The 20,175-nt window shown below is 59.9% G+C and carries 22 protein-coding genes; 10 read left to right on the forward strand and 12 right to left on the reverse strand.

All coding sequences use genetic code 11. The features are described 5' to 3' along the window. Positions 1–36 precede the first annotated feature (36 nt). Positions 37–291, forward strand: coding sequence for a hypothetical protein (locus EPK99_RS07325; RefSeq protein WP_128442400.1), 255 nt, complete (start codon positions 37–39; stop codon positions 289–291). Positions 292–321: 30 nt separating this feature from the next. Here EPK99_RS07325 and EPK99_RS07330 read toward each other — a convergent pair whose 3' ends face one another. Continuing rightward, complete coding sequence (locus EPK99_RS07330; RefSeq protein ID WP_128442401.1) at positions 322–1,218, reverse strand: AraC family transcriptional regulator; 897 nt, start codon at positions 1,216–1,218, stop codon at positions 322–324. A gap of 174 nt (positions 1,219–1,392) precedes the next feature. Between EPK99_RS07330 and EPK99_RS07335 the strand changes: the two genes are divergently transcribed. After that, on the forward strand, positions 1,393–2,439 hold the full coding sequence (locus EPK99_RS07335) for an NAD(P)-dependent alcohol dehydrogenase (protein ID WP_128442402.1): 1,047 nt from the start codon (positions 1,393–1,395) through the stop codon (positions 2,437–2,439). A gap of 56 nt (positions 2,440–2,495) precedes the next feature. Here EPK99_RS07335 and EPK99_RS07340 read toward each other — a convergent pair whose 3' ends face one another. Next, positions 2,496–2,879, reverse strand: a complete 384-nt coding sequence (locus tag EPK99_RS07340; protein ID WP_425374188.1) for a winged helix-turn-helix transcriptional regulator — start codon at positions 2,877–2,879, stop codon at positions 2,496–2,498. 165 nt (positions 2,880–3,044) lie between these two features. Here EPK99_RS07340 and EPK99_RS07345 point away from each other — a divergent pair, with 165 nt between their 5' ends. From EPK99_RS07345 to EPK99_RS07355, 3 genes are all read left to right on the forward strand, one after another. Continuing rightward, the gene (locus EPK99_RS07345) at positions 3,045–3,929 is read left to right on the forward strand and encodes an NmrA family NAD(P)-binding protein (protein WP_128442404.1); all 885 of its coding nucleotides are present in this window, start codon (positions 3,045–3,047) and stop codon (positions 3,927–3,929) included. Positions 3,930–4,006: 77 nt separating this feature from the next. Further along, positions 4,007–4,723 (forward strand): aspartate/glutamate racemase family protein, encoded by a 717-nt coding sequence (locus EPK99_RS07350; protein ID WP_128442405.1) that lies wholly within the window; start codon positions 4,007–4,009, stop codon positions 4,721–4,723. Between the two features lie 53 nt (positions 4,724–4,776). Beyond that, positions 4,777–5,754 carry a bifunctional helix-turn-helix transcriptional regulator/GNAT family N-acetyltransferase gene (locus tag EPK99_RS07355; protein ID WP_128442406.1) on the forward strand — a complete coding sequence of 326 codons (978 nt, stop codon included), beginning with the start codon at positions 4,777–4,779 and terminating at the stop codon, positions 5,752–5,754. A gap of 7 nt (positions 5,755–5,761) precedes the next feature. Here EPK99_RS07355 and EPK99_RS07360 read toward each other — a convergent pair whose 3' ends face one another. From EPK99_RS07360 to EPK99_RS07370, 3 genes are all read right to left on the reverse strand, one after another. Next, positions 5,762–7,027: an NAD(P)/FAD-dependent oxidoreductase gene (locus tag EPK99_RS07360; protein WP_128442407.1), complete on the reverse strand. Its 1,266-nt coding sequence runs from the start codon at positions 7,025–7,027 to the stop codon at positions 5,762–5,764. Positions 7,028–7,104: 77 nt separating this feature from the next. Then, positions 7,105–7,857: a pyridoxine 5'-phosphate synthase gene (locus tag EPK99_RS07365; protein WP_128442408.1), complete on the reverse strand. Its 753-nt coding sequence runs from the start codon at positions 7,855–7,857 to the stop codon at positions 7,105–7,107. Positions 7,858–7,875: 18 nt separating this feature from the next. Beyond that, positions 7,876–8,997: an ATP-dependent DNA helicase gene (locus tag EPK99_RS07370; RefSeq protein WP_128442409.1), complete on the reverse strand. Its 1,122-nt coding sequence runs from the start codon at positions 8,995–8,997 to the stop codon at positions 7,876–7,878. A 211-nt stretch (positions 8,998–9,208) separates the two neighbouring features. On the opposite strand from EPK99_RS07370, the gene EPK99_RS07375 reads away from it, so the two are divergent. The 3 genes from EPK99_RS07375 to EPK99_RS07385 are packed head-to-tail and all read left to right on the forward strand — an operon-like array spanning position 9,209 to position 10,918. Next, positions 9,209–9,595 (forward strand): COG4315 family predicted lipoprotein, encoded by a 387-nt coding sequence (locus EPK99_RS07375; RefSeq protein ID WP_164901729.1) that lies wholly within the window; start codon positions 9,209–9,211, stop codon positions 9,593–9,595. Beyond that, on the forward strand, positions 9,579–10,136 hold the full coding sequence (locus tag EPK99_RS07380) for an RNA polymerase sigma factor (protein WP_128443351.1): 558 nt from the start codon (positions 9,579–9,581) through the stop codon (positions 10,134–10,136). Before EPK99_RS07375 ends, EPK99_RS07380 begins: the two co-directional genes overlap by 17 nt. Next, positions 10,133–10,918, forward strand: coding sequence for an anti-sigma factor family protein (locus tag EPK99_RS07385; RefSeq protein WP_128442410.1), 786 nt, complete (start codon positions 10,133–10,135; stop codon positions 10,916–10,918). The genes EPK99_RS07380 and EPK99_RS07385 overlap by 4 nt, the downstream gene beginning before the upstream one ends. Before the next feature lie 62 nt (positions 10,919–10,980). Here EPK99_RS07385 and EPK99_RS07390 read toward each other — a convergent pair whose 3' ends face one another. Genes EPK99_RS07390 through EPK99_RS07405 form a run of 4 tightly spaced genes read right to left on the reverse strand, consistent with a single transcriptional unit; the run spans position 10,981 to position 13,217 of the window. Further along, positions 10,981–11,352 carry a nitrile hydratase accessory protein gene (locus tag EPK99_RS07390; protein WP_128442411.1) on the reverse strand — a complete coding sequence of 124 codons (372 nt, stop codon included), beginning with the start codon at positions 11,350–11,352 and terminating at the stop codon, positions 10,981–10,983. Further along, a complete protein-coding gene (gene nthB, locus EPK99_RS07395; RefSeq protein ID WP_128442412.1) occupies positions 11,339–11,998 on the reverse strand; it encodes a nitrile hydratase subunit beta in 660 nt (219 codons plus the stop codon). The genes EPK99_RS07390 and nthB overlap by 14 nt, the downstream gene beginning before the upstream one ends. Then, positions 11,995–12,612: a nitrile hydratase subunit alpha gene (nthA, locus tag EPK99_RS07400; protein ID WP_128442413.1), complete on the reverse strand. Its 618-nt coding sequence runs from the start codon at positions 12,610–12,612 to the stop codon at positions 11,995–11,997. Before nthA ends, nthB begins: the two co-directional genes overlap by 4 nt. 11 nt (positions 12,613–12,623) lie before the next feature. Then, on the reverse strand, positions 12,624–13,217 hold the full coding sequence (locus tag EPK99_RS07405) for a LysE family translocator (RefSeq protein WP_128442414.1): 594 nt from the start codon (positions 13,215–13,217) through the stop codon (positions 12,624–12,626). 169 nt (positions 13,218–13,386) lie between these two features. On the opposite strand from EPK99_RS07405, the gene EPK99_RS07410 reads away from it, so the two are divergent. Further along, positions 13,387–14,229 carry an aldo/keto reductase gene (locus tag EPK99_RS07410; RefSeq protein WP_128442415.1) on the forward strand — a complete coding sequence of 281 codons (843 nt, stop codon included), beginning with the start codon at positions 13,387–13,389 and terminating at the stop codon, positions 14,227–14,229. On the opposite strand, the gene EPK99_RS07415 is transcribed toward EPK99_RS07410, so the two are convergent. Genes EPK99_RS07415 through EPK99_RS07425 form a run of 3 tightly spaced genes read right to left on the reverse strand, consistent with a single transcriptional unit; the run spans position 14,226 to position 17,689 of the window. Continuing rightward, a complete protein-coding gene (locus tag EPK99_RS07415) occupies positions 14,226–15,236 on the reverse strand; it encodes a capsular polysaccharide export protein, LipB/KpsS family (protein WP_245582360.1) in 1,011 nt (336 codons plus the stop codon). The two genes, EPK99_RS07410 and EPK99_RS07415, sit on opposite strands and share 4 nt — an antisense overlap. A gap of 34 nt (positions 15,237–15,270) precedes the next feature. Next, the gene (ilvN, locus tag EPK99_RS07420) at positions 15,271–15,843 is read right to left on the reverse strand and encodes an acetolactate synthase small subunit (protein WP_128442416.1); all 573 of its coding nucleotides are present in this window, start codon (positions 15,841–15,843) and stop codon (positions 15,271–15,273) included. 52 nt (positions 15,844–15,895) lie between these two features. Next, positions 15,896–17,689, reverse strand: coding sequence for an acetolactate synthase 3 large subunit (locus EPK99_RS07425; RefSeq protein ID WP_128442417.1), 1,794 nt, complete (start codon positions 17,687–17,689; stop codon positions 15,896–15,898). A gap of 386 nt (positions 17,690–18,075) precedes the next feature. On the opposite strand from EPK99_RS07425, the gene EPK99_RS07430 reads away from it, so the two are divergent. Beyond that, on the forward strand, positions 18,076–20,160 hold the full coding sequence (locus EPK99_RS07430; RefSeq protein WP_128442418.1) for an ATP-binding protein: 2,085 nt from the start codon (positions 18,076–18,078) through the stop codon (positions 20,158–20,160). The last annotated feature ends 15 nt before the right edge of the window (positions 20,161–20,175 follow it).

The following is a 20,175-nucleotide window of genomic DNA, read 5'->3' on the forward strand; positions in this document are numbered from 1 at the left end:
CTTGACCGGGCGGCCCATCTTGCAAGGAGCTTGAATATGAGAATGACCCTTACCGCCTTGGCTTTTTTGACATTGGCTGTCGGAGCTCAGGCGCGACCTCTGGAACCCGTCGACGGCAGCATCACCTACCGAACCCCCGAGGTGCGGATGGGCTTCAGCCGGGTGCCTGCCGGATCGACTTTCGAACATCATTTCTATGACGGAAGCGGCAATCACATCGTCGAAACCTACCGCGTACGCCCGGATGGCACGCTTGAGATCATCGACCGGCTCAATCGCCAGCACGGCTGAGCGACATCCTCAATGCACACTCCCTAGCTCTTACGCTTCCAATAGAGCAGAGACGTCACGAAGCGGTGACATTCCGTAAAGTCGGCTGTATTCCCGACTGAACTGGGATGGGCTCTGGTAGCCGACGCGATGGCCCGCTGTCCCGACATCGAGGCCTTCCACGAGCATGAGGCGCCGAGCCTCGTGCAGGCGTAGCTTCTTCTGGAATTGTACGGGTGTCATCGCGGTCACCGCCTTGAAGTGGTGATGGAAGGACGACAGGCTCATGCCCGCCACCTCTGCCAGTTCTTCGATCCGCAACGGCCGATGAAAGTTTGCCCGCAGCCAGTTGACGGCTCTCGCAATTCGGCTGCTTCGACTTTCCGCTGTTGCGATATTCAGAAGCCTGCCGCCATCGGGTCCGCTTAGGACGCGGTAGAGAATCTCCTCCTCGATCAGCGGCGCCATGACGGAAATGTCCGCGGGGCGGTCGAGAAGGCGTAACAGCCGTGTCGCAGCATCCAGCAGTTCATGGGTCGCGATATTTGCGCCGATGCCACGTTTGCTATCGCTCCCCGCGTTTATTTTCGGAAGATCCGTTCGCTGCAGCAGTCCCGACAACCGCACTGGATCGATTGCCAGCACGAAGCACAGATGGGGCACGTCGGGACTTGCCGCCGTCACACGGGAGGTGACGGGTAGCTCGATCGAAGTCAGCAAATAGTCGCCAACGCCGTAATCGATCGTATCGTCACCTAAGGTTACGCTCTTCGTACCTTGTAAAACGAGACCGATACAGGGCCGGTAGTCAATATAGTGCGGTGCCGTCGGAGTGGAGCGTCGGCTGAGGATAAGATTGCTTACCGCTGTCGTCACCTCTCCGTCTTTCGTGACAAACCGTGCTGCAATGGACGCGATCTCTTGATAGGGATTAAAGGTCAGTGTCATCGACTGCTTCCGCTTCTGGTGGCGTCTTTCCTTAGTCCGCTTATTGGCACAAGCAACTACCTGTACCTCCAATTTCGCAGGATCGTGCAAGAACTGCGGAGGATCGACCCTAACGCTACAGCCTTAACCGCCCCATATTCCGCATCGTCTGTTTCCCAACCTATGGAGCTATCCATGCCTATTGCAAAAGGCTATGCCGCGACCGACGCATCCGCGCCCTTGAAGCCCTTTACATTCGAACGCCGTGAACCGAACGAAGACGACGTCGTCATCGACATCAAATTTGCCGGCATCTGCCACTCGGACATCCACACGGTACGTAACGAGTGGAAAAACGCCAAATATCCGATCGTCCCCGGTCACGAGATTGCCGGCATCGTTACCGCCGTTGGCTCAAAGGTTACCCAGTTCAAGGTCGGTGATCGCGTCGGCGTCGGCTGCTTCGTCGACAGCTGCGTCGGTTGCGCGGCCCGCGATGTCGACAACGAGCAGTACATGCCCGGCCTCGTCCAGACCTATAACGACGTCGAGGCGGACGGCAAGACTCCGACCCAAGGCGGTTATTCCGACTCGATCGTCGTCAAGGAAGGTTATGTCCTGTCTATCCCGGACAACCTGCCGCTCGATGCGTCGGCGCCTCTTCTTTGCGCCGGCATCACGCTTTACTCGCCATTGCGCCACTGGAATGCCGGTCCCGGCAAGAAGGTCGCGATCGTCGGCATGGGCGGGCTCGGCCATATGGGCGTCAAGCTTGGCGCAGCCATGGGCGCGGATATCACCGTCCTCTCCCAATCGCTATCCAAGAAGGAAGACGGCCTGAAGCTCGGCGCCAAGGAATACTACGCCACCAGCGACGCTGAAACCTTCACCAAGCTCGCCGGCACTTTCGACCTGATCATCTGCACGGTCAGCGCCGAAATCGACTGGAACGCCTATCTCGGCCTTCTGAAAGTCAATGGCAGCATGGTCGTCGTGGGAGCACCGGAGAATGCCATTCCGGTTCATGCCTTCTCGCTGATCCCAGGTCGCAAAAGCCTGTCGGGCTCGATGATCGGCTCGATCAAGGAAACCCAGGAAATGCTGGATTTCTGCGGCAAGCACGACATCGTTTGCGAGATCGAAAAGATCAACATCCAGCAGGTCAACGAAGCGTACGAACGCGTCCTGAAGAGCGACGTCCGCTACCGCTTCGTCATCGACACTGCGTCGCTCGCTGCATAAGCGCGAATCATTACTTGATGCAGAAAGGGGCGACCGACAGGCCGCCCCTTTTCATGTCACGCCATATCGCTCTCGTCATATCTGGCGCGGGCAGCCTTGACCGAGTGGTGATTGGCTGCTGCCCATTGCAGCACCTTCAGTAATGGTTCGAACAGAGAGTGACCGAGCGCGGTCATGCTGTATTCGACGCTTGGCGGCTTGGTCGGAAAGACTTTTCGGTCGATGTAACCGTCGCGCTGCAGATCACGCAGCGTCTGTGTCAGCATACGCTGCGAAATATCTGGCACAAGCCTGCGCAATTCTCCGAACCGATATGGCTTTTCAGCCAGCGCTTCCAGAATCAGCGTCGACCATTTCCCCGAGATCCGCTCGATTACATCGCGCACCGGGCAATTGCCCGCATCCCATTCGCTTACGTCGCACCCCTGCTCATCAAGCATAAAAGAACGCTTAGTTGCGACAGCCATGGCGGTGGTTCCCTTCAGGTAACGATCTCCCGCAGAACTGCCTCCTTTACAGGACCGCGTCAATTCCTATTCTATCCCTAGTCTCTTTTTGAGACCATAAATCACGATGGCGCTGCGGCGCTGGCAGAAGGAAAAAACATGACAAAGATACTCGTCACCGGCGCTGCCGGACAACTAGGCCGCGCGGTCCTCCAGCACCTCCTGCAGACCTATGCAATTGCACCTGCGGATCTGGTCGCAGCAAGCCGCAATCCAGTCAGTCTGGCAGATCTTTCGGCTCAGGGCATCGAAATCCGCTCGGCGGATTTCGATGACGAAAACGGGCTGGTGGAGGCCTTTTCAGGTGTCGATCGGCTGCTGATCATTTCCACCAATGAACTCGCGACGCCGGGCAAGCGACTGATCCAGCACAAGGCCGCTGTGTTCGCCGCCAAGAAGGCTGGTGTACGTCATGTCGTCTACACATCGATGCCGAACCCGGACAAGTCGCTGGTTACCTTCGCACCCGATCATCTGGGAACTGAGGAAGCAATCAAGGCAAGCGGCCTCTCCTACACCATCCTGCGCAATGCCTGGTATCACGACAATTACCTCATGGGCATGCCGCACAACCTGCAGGCTGGCAAGTGGTACACCGCCACCGGGACCGGCAGGATCGCGACGATAAGCCGAGATGACTGCGCTCGCGCTGCGGCCGCCGTCCTCGCAGATCCACCGATCGGAAACCGGACCTTCACCCTCACCGGCGACGAGTCCTTGACGGCCGAAGACATCGCCGCCCGCGCATCCGCCGCGACGGCCAAGCCACTGGACGTCGTTCATGTCGATGGTGACCAGTTGGCACAGGGTCTTGCAGGGGCTGGCCTTCCGGACTTCGTGGTGAAGATGCTGGTCTCGGCCGACGCCAATGTGCAGGCAGGCAATTTCGACATCGTCACCAAGGATTTCGAGACGCTCACTGACGTGCAGCCGCAGACCTTGGCTGATTTCTTCGATGCCCGAAAAGCTAACCTTGCAGGTTGAATGATCAGGATTGTAAATCTCCAGAATCTACGATAATTAGATACATCATCTAATTATCGTTCCGTATGGAGAAAATTATGCGCAGGATAGGCTTGATCGGTGGAATGAGCTTTGAAAGCACTTCTGTGTATTACAAGCTTATCAACGAAATGATGCGCGATCGCCTCGGCGATCTCGTATCGGCCGATCTCGTGCTTCATTCGCTGAACTTTGCCGATGTGGTCGAAATGCAGAAAGCAGGCCGCTGGGACAAGGCTGCCGCCCACCTTGCCGGCAGTGCCTCGGCGCTGAAGGCGGCCGGGGCAGAATGCATCCTCATCTGCACCAATACCATGCACCTGGTTGCATCGGAGGTACAGGCTGCGGTCGATATCCCGCTTATCCACATCATTGACGAGACGGCAAAGGCGCTGACCGCGCGCAATTTGAAACGACCGCTTCTGCTCGCCACCCGCTATACGATGGAACATGGCTTCTACGCGGACCGTATGAAGTCGCTCGGTATCGACATCATGGTGCCTCCGGCCGAAGACCGGCTGGACATGCACCAGATCATCTTTGGCGAGCTTTGCGCCGGCAAGATCGTTTGCGACTCCAGAACCCGGGCGATGGCCATGATCGAAAGGGCTAAGGCCGAAGGCGCCGACAGCGTCATCCTGGGCTGCACGGAAATCTGCATGCTTCTCGATCCGCAGGCGCTATCGCTGCCCTGCATCGACTCGACCACCGTCCATGCCATGGCGGCGGTGGAGTTCGCGCTCGACAGCGTACAGGCGACCAAGGCAGCAGCGTAGATATTTGACTCAGTCAAGTAATTATGCAGAGTGCCCTTGAGGGAGTTCTGCCGATGACTGACATTGATGTCATAGATGACGTCCGCGCCTTCAACCGCTTCTACACCAACAAGCTAGGCTTGCTGGCGAAAGGCTACCTCGATACGGCTTACGCGCTGACCGAGGCGCGCATTCTCTATGAACTCGGCGCGCGCCAATACATCTCGGCAACCGAACTCAACCGCGAGCTCGGCCTTGACCCGGCCTATCTGAGCCGGGTCCTGAAGAAATTCCGTCAGACAGGACTTATCGACAGTGTTCCTGATCCCGCTGACGGACGTAGCCAGACGCTCCATGTCACCAGCACGGGACAAGCGGAAAGCGAACGGCTCGGCGAACTTTCGCGCCAGCAACTGGCAGGCGAACTGCAGCATCTGGACGAAGCAGGCACACAGGATCTGGTTCGTTCGATGCAAACCATCCGGCGGCTGTTTGACCGAGAAGCGGCCGCTTCGCCTGTCGTGCTGCGTCCACACCGAATTGGCGACATGGGCTGGATCATCGAAAGACAGTCTGTGGCTTATACTCACGAATATGCCTGGAACGGGATGTTCGAAGCTTTGGTCGCCGAGGTCGCTGGGAAATTCATCGCCCACTTCAATCCGCAGCGAGAGTATTGCTGGATAGCCGAGCGCGATGGTGAAAGGCTGGGCTCGGTTCTGGTGGCAGATGGCGGCGGACCGGTGGCGAAGCTGCGCCTTCTTTATCTGGAGCCTCAAGCGCGTGGATTGGGGCTTGGACGCAGGCTCGTCGACGAGTGCGTCCAGTTCGCAAGAGCATCGGGCTATCGGACCTTGGCCCTGTGGACGAACGACAATCTGACAGCAGCGATCCACATTTACCGCAGCGCAGGCTTCAAGCTTGTCGCGGAAGAGAAACACCAGCTTTTCGGTCCCGCATGTATCGGCCAGACCTGGGAGCTGGACCTTTCAGCTCTTCCGAAATCTAACTGTCCGCAGGACCATGTCTCAAACGGCGCCATCCGGCAATAAATCTGCCTCAGACCTCGCCTTTGAGCGTCTCTTTCTGAGTGATGAGCCGTGCGCTGTGCTGGCCGGACAAATAGATCCACAGCCAGCTCCAGGCGACTGCCAGCCGCGACCGAGTTCCGATCAGGAAGTAGATGTGGGCAATCCCCCAGATCCACCACGCAAGCGTGCCGGTGAGCTTGATTCGGCCGAAGTCGATTACGGCCGCGCGCTTGCCGATTGTTGCGAGGCTTCCCTGATGCTTGTACTTGAACGGTGCCGGAGCCGGCTTGGCCGTCAGCCGAGACTTGATCACGCGGGCAACATATTCGCCCTGCTGCTTGGCCGCGGGAGCAATCCCCGGCACCGGCTTTCCGTCTTCCTGATTGACCAGCGCGGTATCACCGATAACGAAAATGCTGTGGTCGCTTTCAATCGCGAGATCTGGTCCAACGCGTGCACGGCCGGCCCTGTCTGAAGGCGCATCCACCCATTTCGCGGCGGGTGACGCCTGCACGCCGGCCGCCCACACGACCGTGCGGCAGGGGACGAGCATGTCGCCGATTGTAACGCCCTCCTCCGTGATATTGGTCACCGGCTCTCCAAGCCGTACCTCGACCCCGAGCTTCTTGAGCGCATCTTTTGCATAATCGGACAGGTCTTCGCTGAAGGCTGGCAACACGCGCTGCCCCGCCTCGATCAAAAGCACCCGCGTCCGCCGTGTATCGATCTTGCGGAACTCGGGCGGCAACACGTTATTGGCAAGATCGCCGATCATGCCCGCCAGTTCGACGCCGGTCGGCCCAGCACCGATAATGGCGAAGGTCAGCAGCGCGTCCACTTCGGATGTCTTTTCGGCAATTTCCGCCCGCTCGAAGGCAAGCAGCAGGCGGCGGCGAATAGTCGTGGCATCCTCGAGTGTCTTAAGCCCAGGAGCCACACCTTCCCAATCGTCATGGCCGAAATAAGCGTGACGGGCGCCTGTCGCGAGCACCAGCGTGTCGTATGGCAGGGTGTCACCAGACCGAAGCGTCACCGTCTTCGCTTCACGGTCTACTCCAACAACCTCGTCGAGCAAGGTCGTGACCTCTTTGCGGTCGCGATAAAGCCCGCGGATCGGCCAGGCTATCTCGGATGTGGCAAGCGCCGTTGTTGCCACCTGATAAAGAAGCGGCTGAAAGAGATGGTGATTGCGTCTGTCGATCAGTGTGACCTGAACAGGCGCACCTTTAAGTCCGTTCACCAAACTTAGCCCTCCGAAACCTCCCCCGACGACAACGACCTTATGTTCTGCCACAACAACTTCCTTTGAATGCCTCGCCCATTATGCTGCATCGCAACATTAACGGCAACCGGCTCGGTCAAATGCCGCTGTTAGACCGCCTGTCCACAGGCGCGGCAGAGGCGGCGAACAGTTTCCGCCATTCCGTGTTCCAAAGCGTCGGCGGTCAATCCGTGCCCAATCGAAACCTCCGCCAGTCGCGGAATGCGCTTCACGAGCGGCGGAAGGTTCGCTACCGTCAGGTCGTGGCCGCCATTGACGCCGAGACCTTCTGCGAAGGCCGAATCTGCCGTTTTCCCAAGTCCCTCCAAAATGATCGCTGCCTGCTCAGGATCATCGAAGCATCCGCCATAGGGGCCGGTATAGAGTTCGATCCGGTCCGCGCCGGTGGCCCTGGCAAGCTTTACAGCCTCCACATCGCCATCTCCGTCGGCGAACAGCGATACGCGCATGCCATTCGCCTTCAGGCGGGCCACGATCGGCTTCAGCATCTCGCCGCTCGCACGGAAATCGAAACCGTGATCGGAGGTCGCCTGGGCCGGGTCGTCCGGCACCAGCGTCACCTGTTCAGGCTGGATCTTCTCGCAAAGGGCAAGGAAGTCTTCGCTCGGATAGCCCTCGATATTGAACTCGGCGCCAGGAAACTCGTCGTCGATCAAAGCGCGGAGTACCGGCAGATCCGAGAAACGGATATGCCGCTGGTCGGGCCGCGGATGAACCGTCAGCCCTGACGCGCCCGCCGCAAGCGCGATTCTCCCAAGACCTTCGACACTCGGCCAAGGAAGATCGCGGCGGTTGCGCAGCATGGCGATGGCATTGAGGTTGACGGAGAGCTTGGCCGGCATAGCATCCTCTGGAAATCTTCAGCGTACGATGGTCAGCGTTTCTGCTGCGCGAGTGATGGCCGTATAAAGCCAGCGCTCGCGTGTATCGCGAAAGGCCCAGCTTTCGTCGAACAGGACGACATTGTTCCACTGCGACCCTTGGGCCTTGTGGACCGTCAGCGCGTAGCCGTAGTCGAATTCGTCATACCGCTTGCGGGTCGTCCAGGGAATTTCCTCTTCCGTCTCGAAGGCCTGCTTCAGCAACTTGATCTTGGACGCGCCGCGATCCATGTCGTCGTCTTCCGGCCGGATCATCAGGTTGATACCGGGCTTTACCGTTTCGCGCGACGAACTCATGACCTGCCAGAGCGAACCATTCAGCAGGCCCTTCACCTGATCGTTGCGCAGGCAGACCAGCTTGTCGCCCGATTGCGGATAGTCGGCCGTAAAACCCTTCAATTCGCGAAGCCGCTGATTGTAGCGCTTACGAGTTTTGTTGGTGCCGACCAGAACCTGGTCCGCCTCCATGACCAGTGGCTGGGTCACCTCGTTGCGGGAGATCACCTTGGCGGTGCCGTAGTCGCCGTGCATGATTTCCTTGCCCTCACGCACGTTCATCGCAAGCTGGATGATCGGGTTGTCACGCGCCTGGCGGTGGATGTCCGTCAGAAGATAATCCGGCTCCTGCTCGGTGAAGAAGCCGCCTCCCGACACCGGCGGCAGCTGGCCGGGATCTCCAAGCACCAGGATCGGTGTGCCGAAGCTCATCAGATCCTTCCCCAGCGCGTCGTCCACCATCGAGCATTCGTCGATGATGATCAGCGCAGCCTTGGCCACCGGGCTTTGGCGGTTGATGGAAAACATCGGCGAAATCGACGTCTTGCCGGCTTCATCCTCCACAGCCTCCTCACCACGCGGCCGATAGATCAGCGAATGGATCGTCTTGGCATTGCGCGCACCGCGCGCCCGCAGAACCTGCGCTGCCTTGCCGGTAAAGGCGGCAAACAGCACGTCTCCGTCCACATGTTCCGCGAAGTGCTTCGCAAGCGTCGTCTTGCCCGTTCCGGCATAGCCGAACAGCCGGAAGACGGGGCTTCGGCCCTCCTTCAGCCATCGTGCGACAGCTTTCAGGGCTTCATCCTGTTGGGGTGCAAATTGCATGGCCGGACTTGGCAGGATTCTGCCGCGAAGCGCAACCGAAAAAGAACGAAAGCGGAATCAAAGCCGGGGGCAGACGGCCTCATCCGATATGGTGATCTCCCTGCGGCGATCGACGCAAAAAAAATGCGGCGGCGACGGAATAAAATCGGACGACCCGGTGTCTTGGCATTGGTGACTTCTCGCAAGCCGCCATCAACCAGGGAAACGATCCATGAAAAAACTCATTCTCGTATCGACCGCAATCTTTGGCGCACTTGCCGCAATGACGGGCGCCGCCCTCGCCGCCGGCCCGTTCAAGTCCGTCAAGACCGACAAGGGCGAAGTGCTTGCCGGCGAAAAAGGCATGACCCTTTACACGTTCAAGAATGACAAGCCCGGCACCTCGAACTGCTACGACAAATGCGCCACGAACTGGCCGCCGGTCATCGCCGCTTCCGATGCCAAGGCCGATGGTGCATACTCGCTGGTAACCCGCAAGGACGGGTCGAAACAGTGGGCCAAGGACGGTATGCCGCTTTATTACTGGGTCAAGGACGCCAAGGAAGGCGATATCACCGGGGACGGCATGAACGGTGTCTGGGATCTTGCGAAGCCCTGATCAAACCACTCCGGCGTCGCGCGAGCCCAAGGCTCCGGCGACGCTCTCCTTCGAGGCGCAGATCCTTGCGCTCCTGCCGCAGCTCAGGCGCTATTCTCGCAGCCTGACGCGTTCGGATGCGGAGAGCGAGGACCTGTTGCAGGACTGCGTCGAAAAAGTGCTGGTCAGCCGCAGCCAATGGCGCGGCTCCAACTTCAAATCCTGGACCTACAGGATCATGACCAATCTTCATCTCAACACGCGCCGTGCAATCGCGCGCCGCCCCTCCGTCGGTATCGAGGAAGCGGAAACCGTGGCGGCAAGCTCCGGCTACGACGACCCGCTGGAGAAGAAACGTCTTTTCCAGGCGCTCGAAACCCTGCCCGGTGAGGCGCACGCCGTGCTGATGCTGGTGGTTGTGGAGGGCCATTCCTATCAGGACGTCGCCGACATGCTGGATATTCCGGTCGGCACTGTCATGTCGCGCCTGTCACGGGCGCGCCGGGCACTGCGTGAAAAAATTCGGGAGGAAAACGTCATACCGCTGCGGAGACCCAGATGATCGAAGCCCGACCCGTTTCAGAGGCGGAACTGCACGCCTACGCCGACGGATTTCTCGCCGAGGCCGAGCGCAGCCGGGTCGCGCAATTCCTGGCTGAAAACCCGGATGCGGCCGAAATGGTAGCCGACTGGCAGTCGCAGAACGACCAGCTTCGCGCAGCCTTCGCCGCCCACGAGAAATCCAGGCCCGACGATATCCGCATGCTGTCGCTCGGTTCCGCCCGCCCCGCCGTAACAGCGCACCGCCGGCTGGCGCTGGCGGCCGCAGCCGTTGTCCTTCTCGCGGTCGGAGCCGCTGGCGGCCATTACGGCCCGAGGCTTTTCCAGCAACCGGATATCCAGCTGGCCTATGCGGAAACCCTGCCGCGCGAAGCGCGCAATGCCTTCCTCGTTTATACCAGCGAAGTGCGCCATCCGGTGGAAGTCTTCGCCAATGAAGAGGCGCATCTTGCCACCTGGCTCGGCAAGCGCCTTTCCATCGCCGACCTGAAAGTCCCGAACCTTCAGGCGCAGGGCTTCAAGCTGGTCGGCGGGCGGCTTTTGCCGGTTGCCGGAAAACCGGGTGCAATGTTCATGTACGAGAATGGGGGCGGCCAACGTGTCACCGTCATGGTCGGGCGCAACAAGGAGAACCGGACGACGAGCTTCCGATTTGCCTCGGCCAGCGATGTCGAGACTTTTTACTGGATTGACGGCGAACTTGGCTATGCCGTGACCGGCGAGATCTCCCGCGATCTGCTCCAGACGATTGCCGAGGAATGTTACAGGCAGTTTCCCTCCTGATAAGGCTTAGCTCAAGCGCCCTCAGCCGGCATTACCGACGGTTAAGAACCCATGCCGTCGGTCTACCTCAACGGATCATTGGCAAGCTCGATCGGCTTGCCATGCGGTGTCGCTTCGGCGGCCCTTTGCCAGCTATGCTGAAGCGAGTCGATCGTCTCTGGATCGGCCACACCCTTTTCCACCAGGAGCGCGCAAAGCGCCGCCACCCAGCAATCGAAGTAGTCGCTTCCATCGACTTCCCGCCCGGGTCGATGCACCTCCCGGGAAAGATTGGCTGCCCATTCGCTCCAGGTGAAGACGCCCTGCTCATGGAGATGGACCGTCATGGCGAAAGCTTCGGCCGCCCAGGGTTCGTGGAAAACCGGAGACCCTTCTGGCGATACCTGCAAGCCGGGCGATCCAACAAGTGGTGAATTGACATCACACACGCTCAAGATAGCTCTCCCAGGCGTCGATCGAGACGGTAAGCGAGGGATCGGCATCCTCGCCCCATATTTCTGCGCCATCGAAAACGACGGTGTAGACCCATTGCGGGTTCTCGCCCTTGCCATGCGCATTATCGTCCGGAAACACGAAGCTTCCCTGCACCGCTTCAATCGCCCCAGTCTTGGCGCGGGCATATCGCGGCAGCCGTGTATGCGTCTGCGGGTTGAAGTTCTTCGTCCTGACCCGATCGCCCGGTTCAAACAGAGGCTCGGCATCGACGGACCTGTCACAGGGGCCGCCTCTGGCAAGCACATCTGCCACCATGTCCGCTTTCAGCACGCGTTTGGGGATCGCCGGTTCGAGCTGCCTATGCCCTGCATCGATTTCCGCGCGACTGGCAAAGCCATGCCGCTCCAGCAGCGTTTCGAGCGCCCTTATCCAGATTTCGTAATAGCTGGCGGAGAGGTAGGTGACTGGGGGAATGTTCTCACGCGCATGCCGGCTCTCGTCGATCGTCCAGGCGCCGAAGATCCCGCAGGAAAGCGTCAGGCCAAGTGCCCGCTTTTCCCATTCCGCATGAAAATAGGGCTCATCCTTCTCCGGCGCGACCGGGCCTAGTCCCATCTGCCCGCCGAGGTCGTGCGGCCCGTTCATGCCGGTCTTCCGGCAAGTGCGGTGCCGATCATCGCGTCGCGGCTCACCAGTTGCGCAAGCTCCGGCGCATCCATTCCCTCTGTACCCTCAGGCCGTTGCGGGATCACCAGATAGCGCAGTTCCGCCGTCGAATCCCAGACGCGGATCTTCCTGGTCTCCGGCAGCACCAGACCGAATTCGGCCAGCACAGCACGCGGATCGATCACTGCGCGAGAGCGGTAGGCGGGTGCCTTGTACCAGACCGGCGGTAGGCCGAGCACGGCCCACGGATAGCAGGAGCACAACGTGCAGACGACGAGGTTGTGCGTCTCGGGCGTATTGAAGACAGCCCGCATATGCTCACCTTGGCGTCCCGTATAACCGAGACTGGCGATGGCCGCTGTTGCATCCGTCTGCAGCCATTCCGAAAATTCCGGCTCCACCCAGGATTTGGCAACCACATGCGCGCCGTTACGCGGACCGATTTTGGTCTCGTAGGTCTCCACGATCGCATCTATGGCGGCGGGATCGATGAGGCCCTTCTGCGTGAGCACCGTTTCCAGTGCCCTCACCCGCGCCTGCATATCCGTATAACGATTGTCATGATGATGGTCATGGTGGTCGTGATCGTGCATGACGATATCCTTCACTTCAGCATGGGCCAGAGGCTTGCCACAAGTAGCACCGCCATCGTGATGTTGAACCATTTCAGCCGTGCTGGCACCGACAGCCAGTCCCGCAGAGCGGAGCCGAAGCCGGCCCAGGTCGAAACGCTCGGCATGTTGACGGCGGCGAAAGCGAGCCCGACGAGTATCACGGTCGGCAGGTAATAATCCGGGTTCGTATAGGTGGCCATGGCCGTCACCGCCATGACCCAAGCCTTTGGGTTGATCCATTGGAAGGCCGCCGCGCCAAGGAATGTCATTGGCTGCGCGCCGACCTTGCCATCCGACAGACTGCGTGACGTGCCGATCTTCCAGGCGATCCAGACCAGATAAGCACCCCCGGCAAATTTTAGCGCAGTGTAGACGACCGGCACTGCATGCAGCAACGCCCCTAGACCAAGCCCGACGCCGATCAACAGCGACAGGAAACCAACGCCTATGCCAAGCATATGCGGAATTGTCCGGATGAAACCGAAATTCACCCCCGACGCGAAGAGCATCATATTGTTCGGGCCGGGCGTGATCGAGGTGGTGAAGGCAAACAGGACGAGAGCCAGAAAGGTATCCAGCGACATATTTTCCCCTCCTTGTTTCAACCCTTCCCCGGAATTCGCGACCGTCTCGTTTGGCGGATGGTCTATAGCCTCGGTGATAGGATCGTTACTGAAGATCTGCAAGCAGAACTTGGAAGCTCGTCACGACGCCATATGTGATGTGTCAACAGCCAACCCGCGGAGCAAATTCATGGCCGACATTCCGACAGTGTTACTTCCGAATGGTATTTCCGTGCCGGCTCTTGGCCTGGGCACATGGAACATGGGCGAACATGCAAGTGCTGCACCGATCGAGGTCGAGAGCCTGAAGCGTGGCCTGGATCTCGGCATGACATTGCTGGACACGGCGGAAATGTATGCCGAGGGCGGCGCCGAAGAGATTGCCGGCGAAGCCATTGCCGGACGACGGGACGAGGTCTTCCTGGTCAGCAAGGTTTATCCCTGGAATGCCAGCCATCAGGGTGTGATCGATGCCTGTGACCGCAGCCTGGAGCGGCTGACGACGGATCATCTCGACCTCTACCTTCTGCACTGGCGCGGCGAGCACCCGCTGGAAGAGACAGTAGCCGGCTTCGAGGAGCTTAGGCGCGCGGGCAAGATCGGCGCCTGGGGCGTCTCGAACTTCGACCTCGATGACATGCAGGAGTTGCTGGAACTGCCCGACGGCAGGAACTGCGCTGCCAACCAGGTTCTCTACAATCTCTCCCGCCGCGGCATCGAATACGATCTTCTGCCCTGGTGCCAAGAACGTGGCATCCCGATCATGGCCTATTCCCCGATAGAGCAGGGCCGCATCCTGCGCAACCCGGAACTCATCCGCATCGCCAAGGCCTACCAGGCGACACCGGCCCAGGTGGCACTGGCCTTTCTGCTGGAGCGGGATGGCGTGATTGCCATCCCCAAATCTGCCAACCCGCAACGCGTGGAGGAAAATGCGCAGTCCGTCGAGCTCGACCTCAGCGACGAGGATCTGGATTCTCTGGACGACGCCTTCCCACCTCCGCAACGCAAGCATCCGCTGGAGATGATCTAATCCAGTTGCAGTTGGCGGCGCTCGGCCACCAGTAGGTCCATGGCGCGGAACACGTCGATCTCTTCCCAACTCTGCGTATCGCGATAGACCGGATAAAATGCGAAGGCTGCAGCAACCAGTTGCTCGATGGTGGGACGGGAAGTCCGCCGCCGGCCGAGCACCCCCTTTGCCTCATCCGAGAAGTGGTCATCCGTCAGGCCCCAGCCGGCATAGAACGGAGCGCCGTAGCAGCGCACCGGCAACCCCCGCATCATGGCGTCGAGGCCGAACTGGCTCGACACCGTCCAGACCTCGTCCACAGCGTCCAGCACGGAGGAGACAGAGACTGGATCAGCCGAGAGGATGACGCCGGCTTTGCCCGCAACCTGCTCGGCCAGATAGCCCTTCCGGAACCCGGCCATGACGTCGGGATGGGTGCGCACGATGCACTGCGCTCCACTCGCCACCGCATCTTCCAGCATGCGTTCGAAGCTCGCCCCGGAGCCACGCGCCAACGGCACGGAAACGTCCCCAAACACCTGATCGACCAGCAGCAGGCGCCGCCGCGTGGTCCTCTCGAATTCCGGCGCGCGATGCGGCAGGTTGTTGTATTTCGACAGCTTGCGGCGGACGATGACCTCTCGAATGCTATCCCCCAGCGCCCGCGTCGCATCATCCTGAGGACCGGCGATCAACTGCTCGAGCCGCGAAGGCCGGGAAGCGTCGATCGGCATGCCGAGATCGTCGATCTGGATGGAGATCGGCAGCGTCATCGACTTGCCGAGCCCGACCGAGCGAAGAAAACCGTCCTCCAGATACCATACAGGTAACCGCCGAATGCGGGCGATGAGACTGGCCGTCTTTGCAGGGATCCGCCCTCCCCAGCGAACGATGCCGCCGATCCCCGGCGACATCGTCGTCTGCAGCTTTTCGACGCCGAGATAATACTTGAGCCAGGGCTGGGACTGACGGACATAGAAGGTGGCGCCGAGCGACATACCGGGCGCAGGTAGCCAGTCCTTCTGCACTATCGTTAAGCCCTCTGCCCTCAGCGCCAACCGATCACATTCCCTGCGGACCGCGATTCATCGCCGCAATACCCGTCCGGCAGACCTCGACCAGGCCGAGCGGCTTCATCACCGCTACGAACTGGTCGATCTTCGAAGATTTGCCGGTAATTTCCAGGATGAAATGCTCAATCGTCGCGTCTACCACTTTTGCCTGGAACGCATCTGCAAGGCGCAACGTCTCGGCGCGGTTATCGCCAGTACCGACCACCTTGATCAGCGCGACTTCCCGCTCGATCGGCCGCTCCTGGCCAAGGTCGCGGGCTCGCACCGTCAGGTCCACTACCCGGTGAACCGGGACGATACGTTCAAGCTGAGCCTTGATCTGCTCCAGCACCGTCGGGGTGCCGCGCGTGACGATGGTAATGCGGGATAGGTGAGCTTCATGCTCCGTTTCCGAAACCGTCAGGCTTTCGATATTGTAGCCGCGGCCTGAAAAGAGGCCGATCACGCGGGCGAGAACCCCCGGCTCGTTGCTGACGAGAACCGAAAGCGTATGGCTTTCGGCTTTGGCGGTCTCGGGTGTGATGAAATAGGCCGATCCTGTCGGTTGCTGATGCGCATTCATGATCTTGGATCCGTTTTCTCAAAAACTGGTTGAAGAAGCTGCACGCCCACTATTAAACAAGCTGGCGGCCCTTGGCGTCGATTGCGGTCGCAACGGCCTCGTCGGTCGCTTCGTCCGGCAGCAGCATCTCGTTATGCGCCTTGCCCGAGGGGATCATCGGGAAGCAGTTGGCGAGATTGGCGACCCGGCAATCGAAGATCACCGGCTTCTTAACTGCGATCATCTCCTCGATCTTATCGTCCAGTTCCCTCGGATCGTCGCAATAGAGGCCGACGGCGCCGTAGGCTTCCGCCAGCTTGACGAAATCAGGCATGGCTTCCGTATAGGAGTTGGACAGACGGTTGCCGTGCAGCAATTGCTGCCACTGACGAACCATGCCCATATACTGGTTGTTGAGAATGAAGATCTTGACCGGCAATTCGTGCTGGATGGCACAGGACATTTCCTGGATGCACATCTGGATCGAAGCGTCGCCCGCGACGTCGATGACAAGCGCATCCGGATGCGCGACCTGAACGCCGATAGCAGCCGGCAGGCCATAGCCCATCGTGCCGAGGCCACCCGAGGTCATCCAGCGGTTCGGCTCTTCGAATTCCATGAACTGCGCGGCCCACATCTGATGCTGGCCGACCTCCGTCGTGATGAAGGTCTTGCGGCCCTTGCTCAGCGCATTGAGACGTTCCAGCGCATATTGCGGCATGATTACGTCGTTGGAGTTCTTGTAGGAGAACGACTTACGAGCCCGCCAGCGGTTGACGTTGCTCCACCATTCTTCCGTCTGCGACTTGGCCGGCTTGTGCGGCAATGCCCGCCACAGACGCACCATGTCGTTCAGAACGCTGCCGACATCGCCGATGACTGGGATATCGACATGAACGTTCTTGTTGATCGACGACGGGTCGATATCGACATGGATTTTGCGGCTGTTCGGCGAAAACGCATTGAGGCGGCCGGTGATGCGGTCGTCGAAACGCGCGCCGATGCAGACCATGACGTCGCAATCGTGCATCGCCATATTGGCCTCGTAGGAACCGTGCATGCCGAGCATGCCGAGCCAGTTGGCTCCGGATGCCGGATAGGCTCCAAGCCCCATCAACGTCGAAGTGATCGGGAAACCGGTGAGTTCGACCAGTTCGCGCAGCAGTCGCGAGGCTTCGGGGCCGGAATTGACGACGCCGCCGCCGGTGTAGAACACGGGCCGGCGGGCCGACGCCATGAGCTCGATGGCAGCCTCGATAGCCCTGATGTCGCCGTCGAGCTTCGGCCGGTAGCTGACATTGGCAACAACCTCAGGCTTGGGCGTATAGGTGCCCGTTGCGAACTGGATGTCCTTCGGAACATCGACGACAACAGGGCCGGGACGCCCTGACTGCGCAATGCGAAACGCTTCGTGGATGACCCCGGCGAGTTGGTTGACGTCCTTGACGAGCCAGTTGTGCTTGGTGCAAGGGCGGGTAATGCCGACCGTATCGCACTCCTGGAAGGCATCAGAGCCGATCAGCGTCGTCGGAACCTGACCGGAAATGCAGACCAGCGGGATCGAATCCATCAATGCGTCCTGCAGCGGCGTGACTGCATTGGTAGCACCCGGACCTGACGTCACCAGCATGACGCCGACCTTGCCTGTAGAGCGGGCATAGCCTTCGGCCGCGTGGCCGGCGCCCTGCTCGTGGCGCACCAGAATGTGCTTGATATCGTCCTGCTGGAAGATCTCGTCGTAGATCGGCAGAACGGCGCCGCCGGGATAGCCGAAGATGTGTTCGACGCCATTGTCTTTCAGCGCCTTCAGAACGATCTCTGCGCCAGTCATGCGATTATCTGGCGTCTGGGTCGTGGTGTCCGTCATGTCTTGGTCCATTCGCTGCTGGAGTTCCGGCGGCTCCTCCGAGCCGGATTGAGGGCATAAAAAAAGGCCCCTTGAGGAGCCTGTCTTTCCGCGCATGGGTGGCTATCGCCGGATGGTTACACCATCCTGCCCATGCGCGTTCCCACCACAATAAGAGCGATCGAGATTTTCATGGGTGGGAGTGTTAGCCGCATAACAGCTGTCCGTCAACGTTGCTCCACTTCAAAAAATGCCATCCGGCCGATTTTGCTCGCGCGGCTTCCGGAAATACGGCCTCCTCTACAGGAGTTGTTAAGGTCCTGTTCCTAATACTTCACCGGTTAAGGCGGACACATCCCTGTCCGACCAGTCCATCCGTAAGTTCACCCCAATAATAGGGGCGCCTTTTGCTCAATAATGATCTTCACAGGTCGGCCTCGGCAGGCGAACAAGATCGCCGCGATCTCCAGGCACGTCATAACCGCATGCTGGGCCGAGTCGTCGCTTGCAACGGCTCTCATGCCACCATAGCTGCGGTCGCCGACGGAGGCGAAACGGATCTTACCGAGCTATGGTCCGTGGGGCGGCTGATTTCGATCAGCGTCGGCAGCAATCGCGTCGTGGCGCTTTCCTACTCCATGGAAACCGGCGAGAAGGACTGGGGCGAAGGCGAAGACAACAAGTTTCATATCGAAGTCGAGCTTCTGGGCGAAGTCCGGGTCGGGCCGGACGGACGCGAGGAATTCTCCAGCGGAATTTCCCGCTACCCTTATCTTGGCGCCATTGCGCACCGCATCCGCGCGGCAGACCTCCTGCGCATCTATGACGCCGGCAAGAACGACACCTGCGTCATCGGCAAGCTTAGCCAGGACGAAAGCCTCGACGCCGCAATCCATATCCCGTCCATGCTGTCCAAGCATTTCGCCATCGTCGGCTCAACGGGCGTGGGCAAGTCCACCGCCGTCTCGCTTCTGCTGCACAAGGCCATCGAAACCGATCCCAAGCTGCGGGTGCTAATCCTCGATCCTCACAACGAATTCGCGTCCGCATTCCCCGATCATGCGGTGGTTATCGACACGGATACGCTCGACCTGCCCTTCTGGCTAATGCGCTTGGAGGAATTCTCGGAAGTCGTCTTCCGCGGCCGCCCGGCCGTCGCCGAAGAACTCGACATCCTGCGTGATCTTATTCCCGACGCCAAGCGCTCCTTCCGCGGCAGCGACTCCAGCCTCATGCGACGGACGACGGAGAAGAGCTCCATCACCGCCGACACGCCGGTGCCCTACCGCATGGCGGATCTGCTGGCGCTGATCGACGAACGCATCGGCCGGCTGGAAGGACGGGGCGAAAAGCCCTTCCTGCGTTCGCTCAAGATGCGCGTCATGTCGGCGATCAACGACCCGCGCTACCACTTCATGTTCTCCAACAACACGATCAACGACACGATCATGGAGACCATTGCGCACATCTTCCGCATCCCGGGAGATGACCGACCGATCTCCACCTTCCAGCTCGCCGGCATTCCCTCGGAAGTCGTCAATTCCGTCGCTTCCATCCTCTGCCGCATGGCCTTCGAGTTGGCGCTCTGGAGTCATGGCGCCATCCACATGCTCGTCGTCTGCGAGGAGGCGCACCGCTATGTGCCTGCCGACCGCGAAGTCGGTTTCTATCCGACCGTGCAGGCCATTTCCCGCATCGCCAAGGAAGGTCGCAAGTATGGAGTGTCGCTGGGCATCATCACCCAGCGGCCGGGCGAGCTCGACCAGACTATTCTTTCCCAATGCTCCACGCTTTTCGCCATGCGTCTCTCCAATGAGCGGGACCAGGAGATCATCAAGTCGGCCATCCCGAATTCCTCCATTTCCACGACCAGCTTCCTGTCCTCCATCGGCAATGGCGAGGCGATCGCCTTTGGAGAGGCCATTTCGGTTCCCATGCGGATGAAGTTTGCCCGAGTGGAGCCACGGTATCTGCCAAAAGCGAACGGCGTGGCCGACAAGGGATCGGAAGAGACGCCCGATACGGTCGATCTGCGCGCCGTCATTGCCCGCATGCGCTCCGTTACCGGTCCTCCGGACATCTCGTCTTTCCAGCAGAGTTACGCCAGTACTACTCAGCCGACAGATGCCGCCGCGCCTGCGAACGATATGGCGAATGACTATCCGCCGGCCACAGCCGCGGAAGTCGAACGTTGGCGTCTGGAGTTGCAGTCGCCCGACATGCCAGCTTCGGCATCTATCTCTCGCCAGACTGCTGTGCCGCCGCTCGAACCATATCGACCAGACATGCTGCCTGGAGCTTTCGGGCGCGACCGCAGCTCCTTGCCGCCGGACCGTTTTGCCGACATCCGCAGGGAACGCTCATTCGATTCGCCTATGCCGGCGCGATCACCCGAGGTTTCCACTCGGCAAAACCCCTTGCTGCGACGGGAAGGGTCGCTGAGAGAGAGCCTGCTGAAGAAGCCCTTGAGCAGCCTGCACGAGAAGGACTGATAACGGAAGAGCGGC

Source organism: Neorhizobium lilium, assembly GCF_004053875.1.
In the GTDB taxonomy this organism is placed as follows: Bacteria; Pseudomonadota; Alphaproteobacteria; order Rhizobiales; family Rhizobiaceae; genus Neorhizobium; species Neorhizobium lilii.